Genomic DNA, 20,377 nt, shown 5'->3' with positions numbered 1-20,377 from the left:
TGAATTAAAAAATATAAAATTATGCCCTTCTAAACCTCTAGTACGCCTATCATGTCTTATAAAACCTATTCCCTTTCTCACAAAAAACCATCATTAACATGACAAAAACGAATATACTAATGCCAATTCACTAGGTGAGAGTGTGCTTGTGATACCTCATAATGGCGGCATTCCTTATATCTTTTCTACCTTTTATAATAAACAATTAAATATATGGTGACATTATGAACACCTTCCCGCTATTTTTTAAATTAGAAGACCGTAAAGTGCTCATCGTGGGCGGCGGCGAAGTGGCACTGCGTAAAGCGGATTTGCTCAGCCGTGCAGGCGCCTGTATCACTATACTTGCACCTGATATCAGTCATGAGCTACAAGCCTTGCTCACTGACAGCAAGCATGAATTTATCTATGAGAATTATAATAAAACATATATGTCAGGCGTACGGGTCATCATTGCCGCGACTGACGATGAAACGCTTAATCACCAGATTCATGCAGATGCGACTGAGCTAAATATTCCAGTCAATGTGGTCGATACGCCGCATTTATGTGACTTTATTTTTCCAGCTATTATCGATAGAAATCCTATTGTTATTGGTATTTCATCAAATGGTAAAGCGCCAGTATTGGCACGTCTATTACGTGCACGTCTTGAGACATTAATCCCGCAAGGCTATGGAAAATTGGCCAAGCTGGCAGGTGAATTCCGCAGTGAGGTAAAAGCCAAAATACCAACGCTTACTGGACGTCGTCAGTTTTGGGAGCGCGCGTTTGAAGGTCAAGTCAGTCAGCTCATGTTTGCAGGTAATGAAACTGAAGCGACTGCACAGTTAAAGGCTGATTTGGATAGTACTGCCGCTGCTATCAGTAAGAAAAGCGACGATGCAAATGCGGTAAAAGAGACAGACACGATTGCTTCTACTCTATCTGATGAATCAGAAAAAGAGTTACCAGCCGTTGGCGAAGTTTATATCGTAGGCGCAGGCCCGGGTGATCCAGAGCTGTTGACCTTCAAAGCTTTGCGTCTAATGCAACAAGCAGACGTGGTGTTTTATGATGCGTTAGTCTCACCGCAGGTCTTAGACTTATGTCGCCGTGATGCTGATAAAGTATTTGTCGGTAAAAAACGCAGCAACCATACGGTCGCGCAATTAGGCATCAATGAGCTACTTGTCACCCATGCCAAACAAGGTCGCCGTGTGGTGCGTTTAAAAGGTGGTGATCCATTTATCTTTGGACGTGGCGGCGAAGAGATCGAAAGCCTGCGAGCGCATAATGTACCTTACCAAGTCGTACCAGGCATCACCGCTGCCAATGCTGCCGCTAGCTATGCAGGCATTCCGCTAACTCACCGTGACCATTCACAGTCAGTGCGTTTTGTGACAGGATTTTTGAAAGCTGGTGCACCTAACAGTAACTTTAAGAGTTTCTTAAATACTGATGAAACGGTCGTATTTTATATGGGTCTGCACTCGCTAGCACGTTTGACTGAAGGCTTGGTTGACGCTGGTCGTAGTAGCGAGACACCGATTGCTATCGTCTCTAATGCGAGTATGCCCAATCAGCAAGTATTGACAGGTACGCTTGCAACGATTGTTGCCAAACAAGAGCAAGCACAATTGCCAACGCCTGCCCTTCTTATCATGGGTGATGTGGTCAGCTTGCATCATGATTTGGCTTGGTATAATTTGCAAAATCAGCAGCACAGTCAAAACAGCGATGACATAGCTAAAAATTGGTTGCGTGAAGGGTCGAGAGGTGAAGCAGTAAAACAACCGATAGACCAACAAGCTCATGCCCTATCGATGGTCGCAAATCTTGCAACGCAGCAAGGAGATGGTCTGGAGCAATTGATTATTGACTAGCGCTTACCTTTAATCTGAAAAACGCTGAGTCTTGAATAAGAAGAAAACCCTACCAGTATATTATTGGTAGGGTTTTCTTTTGGCAACAGCGCAAATCTCAACGATTCTTGCTAGAATGAAGACTTTCTACTGCTCATACTTATAGTCTACTTATGCCCATACCTGATGCTAGCTTGCCTTCTTTAACCACGCAAATAAAACCTTTGACCATACTGCACACATCCGACTGGCATTTAGGGCGCAGGCTTTACGGGCACATGCGCTATAACGAATTTGAATCGTTTTTAGGCTGGCTTGAGGAGACAATAACTGCCCAAAAGGTAGATATACTCATTGTGGCTGGTGATATATTTGATACCATGACGCCCAGCAATAAAGCCCAAGCGCTGTATTATGAGTTTTTGGGTAAGGTCTCACGCTCCTGCTGTCAGCATGTGGTTATTGTCGCAGGTAATCATGACTCACCGACATTTTTAGACGCACCAAGCAATGTGCTTAAGTTTTTGAACGTCCATGTGATTGGCACTGCTTGTGATGACTTGGAAGATGAAGTATTGGTCTTGGGTGATGACGACAACAACAACCCTCATTGTATTATTGCTGCTGTACCCTATTTGCGCGATCGGGATGTACGTAGCAGTAGCGCTGGCGAGTCCGCAGATAGCAAAGACGCCAATGTTATCGCTGGTATTTGCGAGCATTATGACAATGTCGCAGACATTGCGAAAGCTAAGCAAGCCGACTTAATCAAAACGCATCAGCGATATATTCCTATCATCGCCACAGGGCATCTATTCGCGTCTGGTGGCAAAACAACTGAGGATGACGGTGTACGCGAGCTCTATGTCGGCTCACTAGGTAAAATATCTGCCGATATGTTCAATGATGGCTTTGATTATGTCGCTCTTGGGCATTTGCACGTACCGCAGCGCGTTGGCGGTCGTGAGAGTATTCGCTATTCAGGCTCACCCATCGCGATGGGTTTCGGAGAGGCCAAACAGCAAAAGCAAGTATTGCTGGTACAGTTTGGTGCCGCAGAGCATTTTGATAACGACATTTTAGGGTTAAACGTCGCACCTGATAGTATTACTCCTCATGCTATCGATACAGCTGCTGACATTGAAGTCGCCCAAGTGAAAAAATCAGTAGATAAATTAGCAGAAAAAACCGCTAAAAAAGTGTCTAGTCAGGAACTGCCTTTCATGGATGACTTGTTTGGCTTTGATGAGCCATTAGAAGATGAGGAAGTTAAAAAATCTACTGTCGTAGAAAATACTCCTATTCAGCCTGAGCAATATAAAAGCATTCGAGAAACTTCTACTGACGCCGTGAATAGCAATAAAATTCTACATCGCGATGACGCTAATCAGATGCAAGTAGTATCCCTACCCATTCCAAAGTTCCAACAATTGGCGCAAATATCTGGTGACCTAACCACGATTGATCAAACCATTCAAGCGCTTACACAATCGGACTCTATTTGGCTAGAGATTGTCTATACAGGTGACGAAATCGTCAGTGATTTGCGTGAGCAAGTGCAAGCAATGGTAGAAGGGTTGCCATGCGAAGTGCTTAAGATAAAAAACACTCGTACTTATAACAAAGTGCTTAATCAGCAGCAAACCTCAGAGAACTTGCAGGATTTAAATGAGATGGAGGTTTTTGAGCGCTGCTTGACGCTCAATGACATACCTGACTCACAAAAAGACTCGTTACGCGATGCCTATGGTCAGATACTTTATAACTTACGTCATGAAGACAAACAGGCAGAATAATAAAAGTGATATTTCATACCATACTTCCTTATCTTTCTCAATTTTTCGCAATTGCGGCTATTACCAATATTAAGACTTATCCATGCGCCTAATCGAACTCAGACTAAAAAACCTCAACTCCCTAAAAGGCGAATGGCATATTGATTTTGCTGATACTGCCTTTACCAATGAAGGCATCTTTGCTATCACTGGGCAAACAGGCGCTGGCAAGACCACCATATTGGATGCTATTTGCTTAGCGCTATATGGTGAGACGCCAAGGATTAATAGTATCAGTAAGAGCAGTAATGAGGTGATGACGCGGCAGACGGCAGAATGTTTCGCTGAAGTAGTGATTGACTTAAATGGCGAGCAGTATCGTTGCCGCTGGGGACAGCGCCGTGCTTACAATAAAGCGGATGGCAATCTGCAAGATGCCACTCACGAAATTGCTAAAATAAACGCTGATGACTCGTCAAAAGAGGATGAGCTGTTAGAGAGCACCTTAAAGCATACCAAAAATAAAATCATTGAACTGACTCGGATGGATTTTCAGCAGTTTACTCGCTCTATATTGCTGGCTCAGGGTAGCTTTTCAGCATTTTTAAAGGCAAAGGCTGATGAACGCGCAGATATTTTAGAAAAAATCACTGGCACTGATATTTACGCGACTATCTCAACACAGGTTCATGATAAGAAACGTACCGAAGAAGAAATTCTCAGCAAACTGCAATACGGTTTAGACGGTTTGATGCTTTTAGATACCGATGAAGAAAGTCAGTTAAAGGCTGACTTGCAGTCATATCAAAGTGCCCAAAGTGAGCAGCAGCAAACCATTCAAGATTTGTCCGAAAAGATAAAGTGGCTAGATAGCGTGACAGAGTCAAAAGAAAAACTGAATACTTATCAAAATGATCTAGCGCAGGCTCAGCAGGCTCAGCAAGACTTCATCCCTAGTGCCAAACGCTTAATCGCTGCTAATAAAGCGTTGGAGATTGATAGTCAGTTTGGTGAGTTATCATCTACCCGCAAGCACGTTAACGAATTAAGCCGAGAAAAAGCGCAGCTCGAATATGACTTACCTAAGCAGCAAGCACTCACAAAAAGCGCTCGCACACAGCTAGAGAAGCAACTAACACAGCGTCAAGATGCAGAAAACACAATGCAAATTGCACGGCCTAAAATTCAGAAAGCACGTGACCTCGACAACGAGATTGACCAGCAACGTCGCGCTTTAAACGATACACGTGTCAGACATGACACACTTCAGGCAGACGCTGAGCAACTGCTTGAAAATATTGCCGCGCAAAAAAGTATTGCCATAGATAAAGAAAACCAAAGCGCGCAATTGACCGAAAAACTTACCGGTACGGATAATTTAAGCTATTTAGACGGCGATATTGCCATTTTTGATGAAAAGTGCAGTCGCCTAAAAGCGGTAATACATCAAAATTCAGTGCTTTCGCAAGACAAGATACGCCAAACACGTGAATTAGAAGAATACAAAACCGCATTGGTAGTACAACAGCAACGCCAACAAGCACAAAGTGATAAAAATGAAGTCACCCAAAAGCAATTAATCGCACTAAAAAAAGCACAAAGCGAGCTGATTCAAGCGCAATCGGTCACACAGATGCGTGAGACACAAGAGCAGATAGACAGCACTAGCCAGCAGCTCGATCAGCTGCGCTTTCATGACCAGCAGCGCCGTGACCTTAACGCACAAGTGATACAAATCACCAGTCACATCGAGCAGCTAGAGAGTGAAATCAATGGCTATGAAAAGTTGATTACAACGAAAAAAGCAAGTCTCAAAAGTACGCAAGAAAAGCACCAAGACAAATTGAATCAGCTACAACTACAACAAAAGGTTGCGGCGCTAGAGAACTATATTGCCGATTTACAAGACGGTACACCTTGTCCTCTATGCGGTGCGCTTGAGCACCCTTACGCTCAAAATCACCCGCACCTTTTACCCGATGACGAAAACTCCCAATTAGCGCAGTATATTAGTGTTTTAGATGAACAAATTACCGAGCTGAATAAAAGCATCACTGCCCAGCAGATTGAGCAGGCAAGTAAACAAAGTACGCTTGCGAGTAAAAAAAATCAGCAAGCCGAACTCACTGCGCAAATACAGCAGCATGATACCGCCATAACAGAACTGCTGTATGTCATCAGCCAGCAGATGAATGATGAAAACTTAGCTGACAGTACTATTGCCAACTTGATACAACCGTTACTGGCGTTGGGTAGTGATAACGATATCGTGCCAGTGCTTACCGCCAGCAAAAACAAATTAGCGACATATAAAGACCGTATCAAAGATTCGTTAGCACTCTACGACAGACTTCTTGAAGATATGAGCCGTTTGCGTAAGACGCTAGAGACGGCGTCACAAGACCAGCAAGTACTAGCAAATGATATCACTGAGCAGAGATACAAAATCACCATTACCGAAAGTAATATAACGGGTATTGACAATAAAATCACAGAGAACTTTGCTGAACTACAAACGCTCATTACCGCCATTTTGCAGCGTATTGACCCTTATGCTGCCAGTAGCTATCCGACAGAGGCGCTGAGCACCTTGCAACGTGCGCCCGAGAACCTACAGTTGTTATCGGCTAGCATTAAACAGCAAAAAATTCTGAGCAATGCAGATTATGATAGTTATCTTGAAGAACTACGTCAGCAGCGTCGCGCCCTCGTACAGCTAAAAGACGCTTTCGCTGAAGATAAGGACAAACAGGAGACAATACAGAGCGACCTTGAACGCATAAAAGCATATATTGAGAATAAAGAAGCACAGCTAAAAAAAGATACCGATTCGCTTAACAGTCTAATGCAAGCGAAGAATAAACAAATAGCTGCACTAACCCAGTTTCAAGACGAACGCGCAGAGGTTTTTGAGGCGGCCGACCTAGAAGCAGCTGAGCGTACGCTTAGAGACACTCTAGAGCAAGCACAAGAGGCGCACAGTGTTGCCCAACGACAACTGGATAAAGAGACGTATAATTTGCAACAGCTCATAAAGCAGCAAGAAAACTTAGCCAATCGTATCGAAGCAGCTACGCAAACCTTAGAAACGCAACATACTGCATTTAATAACACACTTGCCACCTCTAGCTTTGATACGGAAGCAGAATTTTTGGCGGCGCACCTGCCCATAGATGAGCGTAACGCACTTAGACAGCAGCAACAGCATATCGATTATGCCCTAAAGCAAGCGCAATCTTTATTGGATGCAACACAAAAAACACTTGCAGATAAACAAGCCAATCCGCTGACAGTAGACGATAGAGAAACGCTTACCCAACAGCAATCACAAGCCCAAGATGAATTTAACAAACGAATTGAGTCAATCGGTGCAATCAGTCAGCGTTTAAAGGACAATGAAGACAAAAAAACCACCCAACAGGCACAGCTTGATGCTATCACTGCTCAAAAGGACAAACTGCAAGTTTGGCAACAATTGCATAAATTGATTGGTTCATCTGATGGCAAAAAGTTCCGTACTTTTGCTCAAGGGCTAACCTTTGACCTTATGGTCACTCACGCCAATACGCAGCTGCAAAAAATGAGCGATCGCTATTTGCTGGCCCGTGATGATAATAGTCCACTTGAGCTGAATGTCATTGATAATTATCAGGGCGGTGAAATTCGCAGCACTAAAAACCTCTCAGGCGGCGAAGGTTTTATCATTAGCCTAGCATTAGCACTAGGGCTATCACAGATGGCCAGCCAAAATATACGTGTGGATTCGCTATTTTTGGATGAAGGGTTTGGTACGTTGGATGAGGAATCTTTAGACATTGCACTTGATACGCTGACCAATCTACAGCAAGAAGGTAAATTAATCGGGGTGATATCCCATGTTCAGGCGCTAAAAGATCGCATTTTAACCCAGATTAAAGTCGAGAAGCTCTCGGGCGGATTTAGCCGAATTAGTGGCCAAGGGTGTCATAAAGTCGTCAGTGAAAAAATATCATAAGTTAGGTTAATCACTTTACTACTTAATACTTTTAAACCTTTTCTTTTAGGCAAAAAAAAACCACCGAACATTAAGGACGGTGGTTTTTTTTGAGACAGTTTGGGAGTGATATTACTTCATTACTTAGTAACTAAGCCACTAAGCTCACTCATCAATACGGACAACGTTGAAAGACCGATTTGACCTTCTTCATCGTTGCTATGCAGCTCATCCAACTTATTCATCTCTGTAGTGACTGCAGCAAGCTGATCGACGTGTCTTGCTCTCCATTCACTAAATGCTTGCTTAGCATCTGGTTTTGAGAGTACCGCATCCATCAATAGACGCAAGCTGCGTGACAACTCGTTCACTAACGCATGGCGTGCACGGCGATCCCAATAGTCTTGTTGTGGTAGGCTGGCAATATTTTCCATCATCCAGTCTAATTGCAATACTTGATAAGCTTCAAAGTATAAAGTTGCAATCTCATCAACAGGACGCTCGTATTGCTCAGCAAGCAATGCAGCATCAAGCGCATCGACATGATACGGTAGCATCGCAAATAGCGTAGCGTCATTATCAGACAGATCCTTTTGCATCAAGCGTTTGGTGTCTTCTTGCAGATACTGTGCAAATTGCTGCTCGATAAAACCACTTGGCTTGGTCAGTTTTTCTACGCTTTCACTGAAGCGGCTAATCATATCAGCGACTTGCAAGTTTTGGCCAAAGGCATTGATGAACCAGACCACACCGCGCTCAAGTGAATCACGTAGACGTAGCTCAAGGTTCAGTAGTAACGTCGCCTCAACTTGATTGTCTAGAGCTTCAAGGGCTTTCCAAGCACGCGATACGTTGAATACATCACGGCTAATCGCATAACCACGTACGATAGTGGCTAGTGATTGATCGGTTTCCTCAAAGAGACGGAATAGCGCTTCAATACCTAAGCGGTTGACCACACTGTTGGTCAAGTAAGTACTGATAATCTCGCGATGCAAACGGTGTTCAGTCATCTCGTCAAAGAAGCGTGACGCAAGCTCATCTGGGAAGTACTTACGTAGCTCATTGATAAAGTATGGATCATCTGGTAAATCAGACAATAATAGATTGTCATAGACCCACATTTTGCCATAAGCCAAGACCACTGCCAGCTCAGGATTGGTCAGACCAGTATCCGCTTTTTGACGCTTCGCAATCTCTTCATCTGATGGTAGATACTCAATCGCACGATCCAGACGCCCTTCACTCTCTAGCATCTGAATAAAGCGCTGATGATCGCTCAGGTTGGCTGCGGCACGGATATGGCTCAGCTCAATCGCTTGTGGTTGCAAGTAGTTTTGACGTAATACCAATTCTGCTACGGTGTCAGTCATACTCTCAAGCAGCTCATTACGTTGCTTCAGTGTCATATCACCTTGCTCGACCACTTTGCCAAGTAGAATTTTGATATTGACTTCATGATCCGAACAGTTAACACCGCCTGAGTTGTCGATTGCATCTGTATAGATACGTCCGCCCGTTTGAGCGTACTCGATACGACCTTGCTGGGTTAGACCTAAGTTACCACCTTCACCAACGACGGCTGCACGCAGCTCATTACCATCGATACGCAACGAGTCATTCGCACGGTCGCCCACGTCAGCATGTGTTTCGTTTGCACTTTTGACATAAGTACCGATACCACCATTCCAGATAAGATCAACAGGTGCACGTAACAACGCACTGATCAAATCATTCGGTGCAAGGCTATCTTCACTGATATCGAAGAGCGACTTCATCTCAGGACTGATAGCGATGGTTTTGTCTTGGCGCGAGAAGATACCACCACCTTGACTGATCAATGATGCTTCATAATCTGCCCATGATGAGCGTGGTAGCTCAAACAAGCGTGCACGCTCAGCGTATGAGGCGGCCGTATCTGGATTAGGATCAATAAAGATATGCAAATGGTTAAAGGCAGCAACTAGCTTAGTATGCGTTGATAGCAGCATACCATTACCGAATACATCACCACTCATGTCACCAATACCGACAACGGTAAAGTCATCACGGTTTTGGATGTCCATACCGCGCATACGGAAGTGACGTTTGACCGACTCCCAACCACCGCGAGCGGTGATACCCATTGCTTTATGGTCATAACCTACTGACCCACCTGATGCAAAGGCATCATCTAGCCAGAAGTTGTACTCTGCTGCTAGCGCGTTGGCTATATCAGAGAAAGTAGCTGTACCTTTGTCTGCTGCGACAACCAAGTACGGGTCGTCCTCATCATGACGTACCGTGTTGGCTGGCGGGACGATGTTGCCATCTACAATATTGTCTGTGACATCAAGCATGCCGCGTAAGAATGTCTGATAACAAGCGATACCTTCTGCTTGGAATGCCTCACGGCCATCAGCCATGCTCTTGGTTTTTACAATAAATCCGCCTTTAGAGCCAACAGGAACGATTACTGCGTTTTTGACCATCTGCGCTTTGACAAGGCCAAGTACTTCAGTACGGAAATCTTCCATACGATCTGACCAGCGCAGACCACCGCGAGCGACTTTGCCGCCACGTAAATGAACAGCTTCGACGCGTGGTGAATACACAAATATCTCAAACATTGGCTTTGGTTTAGGCAAGTTTGGAATGTCTGCTGCCAAGAATTTAAATGACAGACGATCTTTGCGCTGACCATCACTATCCACTTGATAGAAGTTGGTACGTACCATCGCATTAATCAAATCTAAGTACCAGCGCAAGATACGATCTTCATCCAGGCTATCGACATCTGCTAACGCCGCTGTGATTTGCTCTTGAATGGTAGCAGCCTTTTCTTGACGTTCTTCTTCGCTATACTTAGGATTCATACGTGCGTCAAACAAACTACCTAACGCGACACTGATATCACTGTTTTTGACCACAGTTTGCTGAATATAAGCACTCGAGAATGGCGCACGTGCTTGCAGCATGTAGCGAGATAGTGCACGCAATACGACGACATCATAAGTATCGAGCTTGGTCGTTAGTACCAATTCATTAAATGAATCGCTTTCAACGCGACCTGCCCAGATTTGCTTGAGACTGTCTTCGAACTGACCACGCACGACTTGCATATTGACCGTATCGACATGCTCTAGGGTCAGCTCATACTCTTGCATCCAGATAGGCTGCTCTGGCAAGTCAAACTCATAAGTCTGTGCTGAGATAACTGACACACCAAAGTTTTCAAGTATTGGTAATACTTTTGACAAGATAACCGGCTGCTCGCGACCGTATAGCTTTAGGTGAAGCTGGTTACGTGCATCGCCTGTCGACTGGTATAAATGCCAAAGCATCGGTTGCTCTGCAGTTAGTCCCGCCAAACGTTTCGTATCTTCGACTGCGGTACGAGCATCAAAACGCTCTTGGTAGGCAGCAGGGATATAGTTTAAGAAGCGACGATTCAAAGCGTTGGCTTGTTGCTCACCCACATTGTCGAGTAGCATTTTTTGATAATTATCATCCCATGATTGCATGAGTGCTGATAATTTGGCTTCAAGTGTGGCGATATTGACGTCATTTACTTGACCAGGCACAGTACGTACGTGGACGTGCACGCGAGCATGCGCAGATTCATTGAACTCAGTAGTAAACCCTGAAGACATACCGTTATAGGCGTCTTTTAGGACGTTTTGTACTTTAATACGTAGCTCGGTATTGAACTTATCACGCGGGATATAGACCAAGCACGAGACAAAACGCTGATAATGGTCAATACGGCTAAATAGACGTAAGCTCTTTTTGTCTTGTAATTGAGTAATGCCCGAAACAATTGGGTATAGCTCTTCGACGCTGGCTTGGAACAAATCATCACGCGGTAAGGTGTTAATCACATGCATCATCTTGTGATGAGCGTGGCCGTCACGTGGTAAGTCTGCCATCGCCATAATCTTATTGGCTTTTTCGCGCAATAACGGTATTTGCTGTACAGTGAGCTGATAGGCTTGTGACGTAAGCAAACCGATAAAGCGGTATTCACCAATTAGGTTACCGTTATCATCGAACTTATGAATGCCTAAAAAGTCCATATATACTGAACGATGCACAGGTGATACACGGCTTGATTTAGACAGCATCAACACGCGCGGCTCAGTCAACAGTTGCTTTAAACCTCTAGGCAATTGGCTGAAGCTTTCTGATAGCTTGTCTTTTTCAGAACCACGTAATAGACCAAGGCCACTGTTACCAATCGCAAATAAATCCAAATCGGTCGGTTCAGAAGTCACTTCGATAGACTGACCACCTTCCAAGCGGTATTCACGATATCCTAAGAATATAAAGTGATCGTCTAAGATCCAATCTAAAAATGCTTGGATTTCTTGTTGTGAGTAGAATACTTCTGGTAACGGCTTATTCGAAAGCTCAGTTTTGATATCATTCAACTGCGCACGCATCTGTTTCCAGTCGCCAACGACCGTATCAAGCGTGTCAATTTTTGACATAAGCATCTGTTGAAGTGCTTCCAAGTCTTCGTTGTCTTGGTAAGCAATTTCGCAATGAATCAATGACATATGTGAAGTGGCACTTTCATGTGCGCCTTCGATATGGGTAATATCACCATTGTCATCACGCTCAACACTGATAATGATGTTGTAAGTACGATGAACATCGATACCTTCAGCTTCTAGGCTCATCAAAATCGTATCAACTAAGAATGGTCTATCATAAGCTGCGATTTGAATGACAGTGTGCGAGCTGTGAAAGTGCTGCTCTTCTGCTGCTGGGTTTAGTACTGTCAGCTGCGGCTTGCTGCCGTCGTAAGCTTTGAGTAGTGTAAAGTGATGTAGCGCCATGCCCGCCAAGTCAGCATTACTAATCGCCTCTGCAGTTTCTTGATGCAGCGGCTGATAATAGCTATGAATAAAATGATCAAATAGCGATTTGTCTTTTTGTACATAACTGGTAGCAATATCGCTTATCTGGCTAATGCGCTCTTTTGCGATACTGAGGGAGTTTGGCATTTCCTGCGTCCTTTTTTTATAGATTTGGTTTAACATTTATTTATTTAAGTTTATCGATTTAGATTGACTACTGTTACTGCATATTCATCATTGGTGCAACGGTGCAGTATTTCCATTCACGCGACTTATTTTATTTTTATAACAGTTAGAAATTTTCTCCTTTTTTGCTCTTATTTTTTATTAATATGTAGCCATCAGAATTTAATACTACCAATATAGTGAAGTGTAACGCACATAAGGCGCGAGCTAAAGTGTACAACATCATTTCATGAATCAGCGATGTGTCGATAACCTTTACTAATGAGATAATGCGGTTTTGGACATCGATATTGATGATTCGGTGCTGGCAGGCGGATACTCATGGTAATCAAGGCACTTTTTTTGTTAGAATACGGCTATCTCTCAGAGTGTATGACTAACTCATTATTAACTTTAATGCTAAGGGCAAGACGTATGATGAATATTTTGGTGATTGGCTCAGGTGGTCGTGAACACGCGCTAGCATGGCAATGTGCAAAAGATAACAACGTCCAACACGTCTACGTCGCCCCAGGTAATGCTGGTACTGCCCTTGAACCCAAATGCCAAAACGTTGTTCTCGAGTCTACAGGTAGCGGAACTGATGAACACAATGCTGTCATTGAGTTTTGCCAAAACAACGCCATCGATATGGTAATTGTTGGTCCAGAAGCGCCTTTGGTTACGGGTATTGTTGATGCTTGTCGTGAAGCAGGTATCAAAGCATGGGGCCCAACAGCTTACTGTGCACAGTTAGAAGGCTCAAAAACTTTTGCTAAAGAGTTCATGGAGCAAAACAACATTCCAACCGCTGCTTATCAAGGTTTTACAGACGCAGTCGCTGCAAAAGCCTATGTCGATGAGCAAGGCGCGCCTATCGTTATCAAAGCAGACGGCCTCGCTGCAGGTAAAGGCGTCATCGTTGCTGAAACGATCGAACAAGCACATGAAGCTATCGACGATATGTTAGCGGATAATAAGTTTGGTGATGCTGGCAGCCGCGTGGTTATCGAGCAGTTCTTACAGGGTGAAGAAGCCAGCTTTATCTGTATGATTGATGGTGATAACATCTTGCCAATGGCAACCAGCCAAGATCATAAACGTGCTTTTGAAGGTGATACTGGTCCAAACACTGGCGGTATGGGTGCCTACTCCCCTGCTCCAGTTGTTACCGGCGATGTTCATAACAAAGTCATGCAGCAAGTGATACAACCAGTAGTCGATGCCATGAAAAACGCAGGCCATCCTTATACTGGATTCTTATACGCTGGTCTTATGATTGATAAGGCAGGCGATCCGTATGTCATCGAATTTAACTGCCGCTTTGGTGATCCAGAAACACAGCCTATCTTGATGCGTTTGCAGTCATCAATGGTCGATTTGGTCGCACAAGGTTTGGTAGGTCAATTGCCTAGTGAAGCAAAATGGGATGCGCGCCCTGCTCTAGGTATCGTTGTCGCATCAAAAGGCTACCCTGAAACTTCATCTAAAGGCGATGTAATTGCTGGCTTGCCAGAACTAGATCCTAATAACGACGAAGCTGTGAAAGTTTTCCATGCTGGCACGGCATTTTCTAACGATAATGATAAAGAAGTCGTCACAAATGGCGGGCGCGTCTTATGTGTAACTGCGCTAGCAGATAGCATTTCTGATGCTCAGCAAGCCGCATTAGCAGTCACCGCTGCTATTAGTTTCGATGGTGCGCAGTATCGCCGTGATATTGGACACCATGCCATCACTCGCGAAAATGCTTAGCAGCTAAGGCATCCTAAAAACATATTGAGTAACGTCTTGGACAATGTTTTAGATAATGCGAAGGTTTTGCTCAATGTGTTTGATTAATAGTATTTCTGTATTTTATGGCTCTACATCACTATTTGACCTAGCATCATGCTAGGTCTTATTTTTTTAGTATTAAGTTTTCATAACAAGTGAACTTGCTAAAAAATTCTAGCTATTTATTAATCATACTCAAATTAGTAAGTACTTATTTATCAATAGTTACCGCTAGATATTGGCTTACAAAGTAACTATCAATGGCCAGCTCAGGCTCATAAAACCAACGCGCTTTATATGATACAATTTTGTACCTGTGCATCACGTCTCCCTTGTATTGTAGGTTTCGAACCCGCAAATCAATACCAATTGGATGAATGATTATACTTATGGCAAATGATACGTCTAAACCTTTTAGCAACAAGCAATCAATCGATAGCCTAAAAACCTCAGGGTTTGATCGTCGTATGTCGATTGCAAAAACTTCTTTGAATATTGGTCGTCGTTGGGCGGGTAATAGCGTGTCTGGTATGTTCTTAAATAAAGAAGCACGTACTGCACGTAATCAGGCGTTTATGGAAACTCAGGCAAATTATCTGGCATCAGAGCTGGGTAAATTGAAAGGTTCGGTCGTCAAGATTGGTCAAATGCTAGCGATTTATGGTGAGCACATACTGCCGCCAGAGATCACGCGCGCTTTGCAAACCCTTAATGATGATACGGCGACATTGACTTGGCCGACGATTGAGCAAACATTACGCCAGTTACTGGGCAACAAACTAAACGAGCTAGACATTGATCCTGTTCCTATCGGAACCGCTTCTCTTGCTCAAGTTCATCGTGCGACCGTACTCGCCACTGGCGAACAAGTCGTCTTAAAAATTCAGTATCCGGGTGTGGCAGACGCTATCAACTCTGATCTTGCCTTGTTCAAACGATTGTTAAAAGTAAGTAATATCGTCCCTCAAACACGCGCACTCGATGCTTGGTTTGAGGAAATACGTGACCTACTCCATCACGAAGTCGATTATGAAGCGGAAGCGGCTACGACGGAGCGTTTTTACGAGCGTTTAATTGATGATCCGCGCTATATCGTGCCTAAGATTAATCGTACTTATTCTAAAAAACGTCTGCTATGTATGTCATACGAGCCAGGTATCACTGTGGTATCGGAAGCATTGCAATTACTACCTCATGAACGCCGTAATGCCATTGGTCAAGCGGCCATAGAAATCATGATGCAAGAGATTTTTGTATGGGGTGAAATGCAGACCGATCCTAACTTTGGTAATTATCTGGTGCGTGTGAGCGAAAACGAAGAAGATATCGATAGATTGGTTTTGCTAGATTTTGGAGCGATTCGTCAGTTTGATGGTAACTTATTAACGATTGCCCGTGGTTTACTACGCGCAGGATATCGCCATGATCAGCAAGCAATGAGCCTTGCTATGAAAGGATATGACTTTTTCGATAGCATGAGTAACAAAGTACGTTCAGATATTGCCTCGTTATTTTTACTGGCGACAGAGCCTTTTAGTGACCCTGAGAAAAACACCAATATCCCTAGCGAATGTTTAGATGAGCAGGATCGCTATATTTGGGCCAACAGTAAATTACATTCACGCTTATCTACTACGGCGACACGCGCAATGCAGTCCTTTGAATTTAATCTGCCACCAAAAGAATTTATGTTTATCAGCCGTAAGTTTATCGGTGCATATACCTTTTTAACTGTTTTAGATGCGCATACCAACTCTAATAGTCTTGTAAAACCTTATTTATAAACCGTGCAAATTTTGAGCCGTCTTTCAGTGACGGCTTTTTATTGTTTTAATTTTATTTGCTTAGGCTATTTTGTATTTAATCCTACTACATTTATTGTATATCATTGATATAAGCTTTATATTTTTACTTAGGCTATTATTTTTCGTTCATAGTATTTACCTGCCAATCATCAAATCTTGTTTTATACCACTTCGGCTTACGAATACTTAGCTCCCAACACACCTCTTGTCGGGCAAGGTATTTCACTTCGAAATGAGTGCGCTGACTGGTCACTGGTACTCGAGAACGTGTTGATGGTAGACACCATACTTTGGTTGCTTGGTGTTCTGCATTGTCCATATAGGATTCAATATTGGTCACTAATATCACTTCTCCACCCACTTGCAAGCGTGATAATAGAAACTCAAAAAAAGGCATATTCAGCCATTGCTGATTTGGATTGTGCTGTTCAGGATTGGGATAAAGAATGAAGATTTTAGCCAAGCTGTTTGGTTTAATGGCATGCACTGTCCATGCAATCGCATCCGCATGAATCGCATCTAGGTTTGATAGATTTTGTAGAGTGGCTAATTTTGAGAACGCTTCAAATTTATTACGTGTGCGTTCAATGGCTATCAGATGCTTATCAGGATTTTGTGCGGCAAAACCAAGTGCATGCTTACCCTTCCCTGCTCCAATCTCTAGCATTAACGGTTTTTCATTTTTATTGTCATTGAAGATATTTGTAATAATAAAGTCACGCGGTGCTGACAGTTTTTGTGGTTGAAAGGCACGCTCTTGCTGATGCGTGAGATCAATATTGTCGGTCATCTACTATCCTTAAAGCATTTGTCTTTTGTCATTATTCGGCCCCATGCTATTATATAGTCAATCCAATTGAATAGTAATATAGCGATAGCAAGTACGCCTCGTTTCGTCGTAATTTAAATGACGGATGCGTTTTATACTTGTGCCGTATGCAACCGATAATAACAACATTTAGGACATTGCTCTTTTCTTATGACTGACTCTACTGCAAATACGCCCCCAAAGACCTACCCTTGTCCACGTTGCGGCACTCAGACGGCTTGGCAAGACAATAAACATAAGCCGTTTTGTAGCAGTCGCTGCAAGCTGATCGACTTAGGTGCTTGGGCAAACGAAGATTATACCTTACCTGCAGAAACCACGCCTTTTTCTGACGAGCTATAACCCACACTTTTACTCAATTATTATACCAAGGATGCTTTACATGTCTGCTACTTACCTGATGCCCACTTATAATCGTCAACCAATCAGCTTTACACGCGGTGCAGGCAGTTGGCTCTATACCAAAGATGACACGCCTTACTTAGATGCCTTAACTGGTATCGCGGTATGCGGCTTAGGACACTGTCATCCACAAGTCACTGACGCGATTCAGCAGCAAGCAGGTACGTTAATTCATACGAGCAACTTGTTCGGCATTGACTGGCAAGAGCGTGCTGGAGAGATACTGTGTACCGCCGCCCAAATGGACAGCGTGTTTTTTGCCAATAGCGGCGCCGAAGCCAATGAAGCTGCATTAAAACTGGCACGTTTATACGCGTACAAACAAGGTTTTAAACGTCCAAAAGTTATCGTAATGGAGCAATCGTTCCATGGTCGTACGTTATTATCTTTGTCAGCTACTGCAAATCCAAAAGCACGTGAAGGATTTTATACGCTAGATGAGGACTTTATTCGTGTGCCATTTGGCGATATCGCTGCCGTCAAACAAGCTGCTCAAGAACATGATGATATCTGCGCTATTTTTGTAGAGCCGATTCAAGGCGAAGGCGGCCTGAATACTGCAGCCAATGGCTTTACTTATCTTGAAGAGTTGCAAGCAGAATGTGACGCTCATAACTGGCTATTTATGCTGGATGAAGTACAAACAGGTAATGGCCGTACGGGTAAATATTTTGCTTATCAACATAGTAATACTCGCCCTGATGTGTTGACGACAGCCAAAGGCCTAGGTAATGGTTTCCCAGTCGGTGCGTGCATGGTACGTGGCCGTGCCAATGGTCTGTTTGGTGCTGGTAGTCATGGCTCTACTTATGGTGGCACGCCATTGGCTAGCCGTGTGGTACATAGCGTTTATGACGTGCTAGCAAATAGTAACATTATGGAAAACGCAGTGACTGAGGGCTTATTCATTAGAGAAAGCATTGTTGATACATTTGGCCAACATGGCGTTAGCAGTCGCGGTGCAGGTATGATGATTGGTATCGCGCTACCTGAAGATATGGATTGTAGCCAACTGGTAGATCGTGCCCGTGATGAGCAAAATCTAATTATCAATGTGACGGGTGGTCATGTTGTACGTTTGCTACCACCGCTTAACATGAGCCGTGATGAAAGCACACAAGTCGCTGAGCGTTTAATCAATCTACTAAAGCCATCATTTTAAAGTATGCTTCAACGTTAATAATAGACAATAAAAAAGCCTATAGATGATTCATTATCTATAGGCTTTTTGCTAACTGTTTACTGCTAACTAAAAACGTTTTGTGCATAGTGAGAACAACACTTAATTCGCATGGAAGTATTTTTTCAGTACTTCTAGACAACGAGTGATTTTGGCTGGCTGTTGGTCTCGATTTAAAGTGACCGCATATAGCACAAAGCTTGGTAATTGATAGCCAGTCAACACTTCTACCAGCTCCCCACTCTCAAGCTCTTTTTTTATGTCCATCTCCATCATTCTAACCAAACCGTGACCTTCTTTAGCCAGCGTCGTTGCCATAAACACATTATTGGTATAGATACGTGAATTCATCTTTATACGTGTCTTTTTACCAGTTTCAGTTTGAACCATATCAACCTGATTGGCATCTTTCATAATCTCAATACAGATTAATTGATGCTCAGCCAAGTCTTTAGGCGTATTTAGCTTACTGTGCTGACGCAAATACTGAGGTGAGGCAACCAATAGTTGGCGCACATCAGTCAATGGATGACTGCTCAGACTAGAATCATTAATCGATGGACTCATGCGAATGGCAATATCAATACGCTCGTCAATCATATCAATATAATGATTGTCTGCTAGATAGGTGACGCTAAGATCATCATGTGCCGCCATCCAAGTAGAGAGTGCTGGCAATATGTGATTAACACCAAGCTCAGGCGTGGTCGATACACGCAAGCTACCTGCTAGCTCATCACGCAATTGATTAACTTTGATACGCCCTTGCTCCGCTGCACTGACGACGTCTTTTGCCGCTTCATAAAAGCTCTCACCAGCTTCTGTTAAGCTTAGCTTACGAGTTGAGCGATGTAGCAATACCACGCCAAGCTCGTTCTCTAATGAACGAATTTGCTGACTGACTGCACTGGTTGTAATACCTAGCTCACGTGCTGAGCCACTAAAAGAGCCATGTCCGACCACACTGGCGAACACAGCCATACCGCGTAAATTATCCAACATATTCTCACCTAAACGTCATTTCAGTTTTTAATATAACTTAACCATTATAACGACTTTACATTCATCTTATCGTTATCAAATGGTTCTCTCTTGTTTGATAAATATATTTTGACCCGTAATAAAAACAAAAATATCAAGGTGATATATTGCTATCACCTTGATATTTAATATAAAACTACGTTCAATATATAAATATACTTTTAGATATTTTGAGCAAACACTGCTCCAAATCTCAATACAGCTGTACTTTACCCATTTTCCCCTCACCGCGTTCAGTTAAATACTGCATTACTGGTGTTTTTAGTAATTTCGTTTCAGCAACGGTTTTCGCTTGCTCTAAACGTTTTTTCTGTCGGCGCTCTGGGGTTTTATCTTCGGTCTGCATGATACTACTATCAATTTTCAAGTCAATGTCAGCTTGCGTAAATTGCTGTTGTAGCTTAGCTGCCAATTGCTGAAAAGTGACCTGCAAATGCTTACTATCAACACTGGTCAAAAACATGGCTTTGCCATTGCATTGACCAGTCATCGTACCTTGTCGTGCCAATGCTAGCTCATCTTGAGCTAATACCTCGCTTTCACGAGCCGTCTGTAACCAGTAGTCCCACTTTTCTGGGTTCCACTCGCCTGTCAGTTCTTGAGGTGGACAACGCAATAATGTGCGTGGATCTTCATCAGAGTGGGCTGTTAATTGAGAATCATTTGCGCCAGGCTCAACAACTGGTTCAGGCTCAACAACTGGTTCAGGCTCAACAACTGGTTCAGGCTCAACAACTGGTTCAGGC

10 protein-coding genes and 1 pseudogene are annotated in these 20,377 nt (G+C 43.4%); 7 read left to right on the top strand and 4 right to left on the bottom strand.

Features of this window, described 5'->3' with window-relative positions; all coding sequences use genetic code 11:
* Positions 1–224: 224 nt before the first annotated feature.
* The 3 genes from cysG (at position 225) to JMY00_RS11235 (ending at position 7,613) form a co-directional block, all read left to right on the top strand.
* The gene (cysG, locus tag JMY00_RS11245; RefSeq protein WP_201580210.1) at positions 225–1,865 is read left to right on the top strand and encodes a siroheme synthase CysG; all 1,641 of its coding nucleotides are present in this window, start codon (positions 225–227) and stop codon (positions 1,863–1,865) included.
* 152 nt (positions 1,866–2,017) lie between these two features.
* Positions 2,018–3,640, top strand: a complete 1,623-nt coding sequence (locus JMY00_RS11240) for an exonuclease SbcCD subunit D C-terminal domain-containing protein (RefSeq protein WP_201580209.1) — start codon at positions 2,018–2,020, stop codon at positions 3,638–3,640.
* An 82-nt stretch (positions 3,641–3,722) separates the two neighbouring features.
* On the top strand, positions 3,723–7,613 hold the full coding sequence (locus tag JMY00_RS11235) for an AAA family ATPase (protein ID WP_201580208.1): 3,891 nt from the start codon (positions 3,723–3,725) through the stop codon (positions 7,611–7,613).
* A 119-nt stretch (positions 7,614–7,732) separates the two neighbouring features.
* Here JMY00_RS11235 and JMY00_RS11230 read toward each other — a convergent pair whose 3' ends face one another.
* Complete coding sequence (locus JMY00_RS11230; RefSeq protein ID WP_201580207.1) at positions 7,733–12,580, bottom strand: NAD-glutamate dehydrogenase; 4,848 nt, start codon at positions 12,578–12,580, stop codon at positions 7,733–7,735.
* A 456-nt stretch (positions 12,581–13,036) separates the two neighbouring features.
* On the opposite strand from JMY00_RS11230, the gene purD reads away from it, so the two are divergent.
* Both purD and JMY00_RS11220 read left to right on the top strand, forming a co-directional pair.
* Entirely contained in the window at positions 13,037–14,353 is a 1,317-nt protein-coding gene (purD, locus tag JMY00_RS11225; RefSeq protein WP_201580227.1) for a phosphoribosylamine--glycine ligase, read from the top strand.
* Between the two features lie 410 nt (positions 14,354–14,763).
* The gene (locus JMY00_RS11220; protein WP_201580206.1) at positions 14,764–16,158 is read left to right on the top strand and encodes an AarF/ABC1/UbiB kinase family protein; all 1,395 of its coding nucleotides are present in this window, start codon (positions 14,764–14,766) and stop codon (positions 16,156–16,158) included.
* Positions 16,159–16,294: 136 nt separating this feature from the next.
* On the opposite strand, the gene JMY00_RS11215 is transcribed toward JMY00_RS11220, so the two are convergent.
* Positions 16,295–16,969, bottom strand: a complete 675-nt coding sequence (locus JMY00_RS11215; protein ID WP_201580205.1) for a DUF938 domain-containing protein — start codon at positions 16,967–16,969, stop codon at positions 16,295–16,297.
* A gap of 189 nt (positions 16,970–17,158) precedes the next feature.
* Between JMY00_RS11215 and JMY00_RS11210 the strand changes: the two genes are divergently transcribed.
* Both JMY00_RS11210 and JMY00_RS11205 read left to right on the top strand, forming a co-directional pair.
* On the top strand, positions 17,159–17,350 hold the full coding sequence (locus JMY00_RS11210) for a DNA gyrase inhibitor YacG (RefSeq protein ID WP_201580204.1): 192 nt from the start codon (positions 17,159–17,161) through the stop codon (positions 17,348–17,350).
* A 40-nt stretch (positions 17,351–17,390) separates the two neighbouring features.
* Entirely contained in the window at positions 17,391–18,572 is a 1,182-nt protein-coding gene (locus JMY00_RS11205; protein WP_201580203.1) for an aspartate aminotransferase family protein, read from the top strand.
* Between the two features lie 120 nt (positions 18,573–18,692).
* On the opposite strand, the gene JMY00_RS11200 is transcribed toward JMY00_RS11205, so the two are convergent.
* Together JMY00_RS11200 and JMY00_RS11195 are read right to left on the bottom strand one after the other, a co-directional pair.
* A complete protein-coding gene (locus JMY00_RS11200) occupies positions 18,693–19,592 on the bottom strand; it encodes a LysR family transcriptional regulator (RefSeq protein WP_114700038.1) in 900 nt (299 codons plus the stop codon).
* Between the two features lie 232 nt (positions 19,593–19,824).
* Positions 19,825–20,377, bottom strand: a pseudogene (locus JMY00_RS11195) (DNA polymerase III subunit gamma/tau); the annotation flags it as partial.

Origin of the sequence: Psychrobacter sp. Pi2-52 (assembly GCF_904846705.1) — a bacterium.
GTDB lineage: Bacteria > Pseudomonadota > Gammaproteobacteria > Pseudomonadales > Moraxellaceae > Psychrobacter.
The sequence above is the reverse complement of the archived record's forward strand: the minus strand, read 5'-3'. Positions and strand labels throughout refer to the sequence as shown.